Genomic DNA, 3,652 nt, shown 5'->3' with positions numbered 1-3,652 from the left:
AGAACTGATAACGGTAATGAGTCCTTTATTTCTTCCGGCTTACGGCGAAAAAACCGAGAGCCTCTTTAAGAATGTCATTAGACCGTTGAAGTTCTAAAACCTCTTTTTCAAGCTCGCATATCTTTTGATCCTTGGCATCATTAGATAAACGTTTGTTACCGCTTCCAACATATGCGGTTTCCTGATATTTTTTACGTTTATTACGCCAGCCCGAAAGGGTGTAATAAGGAATACCGAGTTGGTTAGCAGCGGCATTAAGACCAATTTCATCGGATAGCTTAACAGCCTCTTCTTTAAAAGTTTTGTCGTATTGCATTTTGATCACCTCTGTGTTTTTAATAATACCATAGATTTGGTGAGTTTACCAACTCTACTTAAATGCTACCACTCCAATCACAGTGATTCTTCTTACGAGAAATTCACGAATGCGATTAACTTTTTTCATGATAGTGCACTTGCTTGGTGGAAACAAAGTTGGTTATGGTCAGCATTTGTTCAAGCGGTTATGCCGTCAACACTTTTAGGGACTTTGCCAGTTGGTGCATATCTGTATATGAATTCAAAAATCTCTCTATCAGGTTTTATTGTGTGCATTATACTGCCAATAGGATTTATTGCACATTTAATGAAAATTGGAAAGTATTCTGAACAATTCAACATGGTTAAGGCAAGTTTAGATGTAATAGAGGAATTTCTATCGAAAGAGGAACTTAAAAGACCAAAAGAGAAGGTAATCTTTGATGACACTCTTTATCGTTTTGAAAATGTTTCATTTGCATATGATAAGGAACTTGTGCTAAAAAATATCAACTTTGAATTAAAACCAAACACAGTAACCGCATTGGTAGGAAGTTCCGGTTCTGGAAAATCTACAATAGCAAAACTTATGGCTGGTTTTTGGGATCCGTCCAAAGGAAGTATCTGTTATGGTGGGAAAAAAATACCTGAAATTCCATTTGAACAGCTAACAAATGAGATAAGCTATGTTGCTCAAGATAATTTCTTGTTTAATACAAGCATTAAAGAAAATATAAAAATAGGAAACCCAACTGCAAGTGATGATGAGGTTATTGAGGCGGCTAAAGCTGCATCTTGCCATGACTTTATTATGGAACTTGAAGATGGATATAACACAAAGGTCGGTGATGCAGGAGGTTCTTTGTCCGGGGGAGAAAGGCAAAGAATTACGATTGCAAGAGCAATGTTAAAACAATCTAAGGTAATAATTTTAGATGAAGCAACTGCATTTGCAGATCCAGAAAATGAATATCTCATTCAAAGTGCAATCAACAATCTTATTAAAGGAAAGACTCTTATAGTGGTTGCTCACAGGCTTTCTACTATTACAAATGCTGATACAATCCTTGTTATGAAAGATGGGGAAATTGTAGAGAATGGAACTCATGAAAACCTTGTAAAAAAAGATGGAGTATATGCTTCCTTGTGGAAAAATTATGTGGGCGGACAAGATAATGAAAAGGAGGCGATGTAAATGATTAGCATTGTAAAACGAATATTAAAAATATCAGGAAAGTATCAAAAAAATGTAATCCTTGGTCTTATATTTAGTGGATTAAAATCATTTTTCGTTTCTTTGATGTTGTTGGCGGTTTTACTGATTATGATTAATCTTGAACAGTTGAATATGACTATTATTATGCAGGCAACAGCAATTGTAGTTGTGAGTATATTCGGCAGATTTATTTTTCAATATCTTTGTGATAGAAAATTAAGTGCATCAGGTTATGAAATTTTTAAGGATAAAAGGATTGAAATAGGGGAAAAACTGAAAAAAGCTCCAATGGGGTATTTTTCAGAAAAAAACTTAGGAACAATCCAAGCGGTTCTAACAACAACTATTTCCGACTTAGAGGGTATGGCGATGCTTGCGATGAACTTTATTGTAGGAGGTTTTTTTCATGCCTTTAGTATGACTACTATGTTATTGATCTTTTGTTTTCCAGTAGGGATGGTATCTTTAATTGCAATCATCTTTGGTATGGGCGTTCTTAAATTAATCGCAAAGAAAACCGAAAAATATTCTCCTATCATGCAAGACTCACAAGAAATGCTTGTTACTGATGCAATTGAGTATATTAGAGGAATTTCAGTACTTCGTTCTTTTGAAAAAGGAACTGATGGAAAAAATAAAGTTGAAAAAGCGTTTATGAGTAAATGTAAAGTTGATATTGAGGTTACTGAGGGTTCAGCTTATTTAATGAAACTATATGAAATGATTTTTAAAGTTGCGAGCTGTGTATTGGTGTTTGTTGCAATAATTCTATATATGAAATCTCTGATTCTACTTTCATATACTCTTATGTTTATAGTATCTGCTTTTCTAATTTTTATGGAATTGGAGTTGGTTAATGATGGAGCATTTTTAAGCAGAATGCTCGCAACACAACTTAATCGATTGGACTATGTTTCAGATATACCTTCGCTTGATGAGGGCGGAAAAGAAATTGACTTGAATTCCTATGACATTGAATTGAAAGATGTTTGTTTTGGATATGGGGAAAGAGAGATTTTGAAGAATATAAATTTGCAGATAAAGTCGAATAGCAGTTTGGCTATTGTCGGTGTTTCAGGTTCCGGAAAGACAACCCTTTGTAATATTATAGCAAGATTTTGGGATGTTAATAAAGGGGAAGTATTTATTGGAGGACATAATGTTAAGGACTTTACTTCTGAAAGCCTATTACAAAATATCAGTATGGTATTTCAGAAGGTTTATTTATTCAATGACACGATTGAAAACAATATAAAATTTGGAAATCCGAATGCTACACATGATGAGGTAGTGCAGGCTTGCAAGAAAGCGTGTTGCCACGATTTTATAACAAGTCTTAAGTGCGGATACGATACTGTTGTTGGGGAGGGCGGTTCAACGCTGTCGGGAGGAGAAAAGCAAAGAATATCTATTGCAAGAGCAATTCTGAAAGATGCGCCAATTATTATTCTTGATGAAGCAACTTCAAGTGTAGATCCTGAAAATGAGCATATGCTAATCAGTGCAATAAAGGAGTTAACAAAAAATAAAACCCTTATTAGTATTGCACATAGAATATCTACAGTAAGAGAAGTAGATCAAATTATTGTCATTGATAAAGGGAAAATTGTGCAACAAGGAAATCATAGGGAACTAATTAGTCAAGATGGAGTATATAAACATTTCATCGAAATTAGAAAACAATCTATTGGTTGGAAAATATAGGTGATGAAATGGGAGATGTAGTTATTGATTTTGATAATGTAAGTTTCAGTTATGGAACACAAACAGAAAGGAGTCTCAGAAATATAAATTTCAAAGTTAAAGAAGGAGAATTTATTTTGCTTACTGGTCAGTCTGGTTCAGGGAAAACAACTGTTACAAGATTGATAAACGGCTTAATTCCACATTTCTTTGAAGGGGTTTTAACTGGAACTGTGAAAGTGTTAGGAAGTGATATAAAAACTATCACTCCCGGAGAAATGGGGAAAAATATTGCTTCTATATTTCAAAATCCACGAAGTCAATTTTTTACAACGAATAGTACCAAGGAAGTGGCATTTGCTCTTGAAAATTATGGAATAGATAGAGATGAAATGATAGATAGAGTGAATTGTGCATTTCACGATTTAGAAGCTGAAAATCTTATGGATAGGGATA

3 protein-coding genes and 1 pseudogene are annotated in these 3,652 nt (G+C 34.1%); 3 read left to right on the top strand and 1 reads right to left on the bottom strand.

Features of this window, described 5'->3' with window-relative positions:
- Nucleotides 1–25: 25 nt before the first annotated feature.
- On the bottom strand, nucleotides 26–316 hold the full coding sequence (locus HMPREF9333_RS11280; protein WP_005539276.1) for a transposase: 291 nt from the start codon (nucleotides 314–316) through the stop codon (nucleotides 26–28).
- A 75-nt stretch (nucleotides 317–391) separates the two neighbouring features.
- On the opposite strand from HMPREF9333_RS11280, the pseudogene HMPREF9333_RS11275 reads away from it, so the two are divergent.
- The 3 genes and pseudogenes from HMPREF9333_RS11275 to HMPREF9333_RS11265 all read left to right on the top strand — a co-directional run.
- Nucleotides 392–1,492, top strand: a pseudogene (locus HMPREF9333_RS11275) (ABC transporter ATP-binding protein); the annotation flags it as partial.
- The gene (locus HMPREF9333_RS11270) at nucleotides 1,493–3,217 is read left to right on the top strand and encodes an ABC transporter ATP-binding protein (RefSeq protein ID WP_005542178.1); all 1,725 of its coding nucleotides are present in this window, start codon (nucleotides 1,493–1,495) and stop codon (nucleotides 3,215–3,217) included.
- Nucleotides 3,218–3,225: 8 nt separating this feature from the next.
- Nucleotides 3,226–3,652, top strand: a 427-nt coding sequence (locus HMPREF9333_RS11265) for an ABC transporter ATP-binding protein (protein ID WP_156797343.1), incomplete at its 3' end; no start/stop codon positions are given.

The sequence above is a fragment of the Johnsonella ignava ATCC 51276 genome (genome assembly GCF_000235445.1).
GTDB classification, from domain to species: Bacteria; Bacillota; Clostridia; order Lachnospirales; family Lachnospiraceae; genus Johnsonella; species Johnsonella ignava.
Note: the sequence above shows the minus strand (reverse complement) of the source record. Positions and strands in the feature narration are given on the sequence as shown.

Excerpts from the sequence above, each read along its gene's own strand:
- HMPREF9333_RS11280 (WP_005539276.1), bottom strand. The coding sequence starts at position 316 with ATGCAATACGACAAAACTTTTAAAGAAGAGGCTGTTAAGCTATCCGAT.
- HMPREF9333_RS11270 (WP_005542178.1), top strand. The coding sequence starts at position 1,493 with ATGATTAGCATTGTAAAACGAATATTAAAAATATCAGGAAAGTATCAA.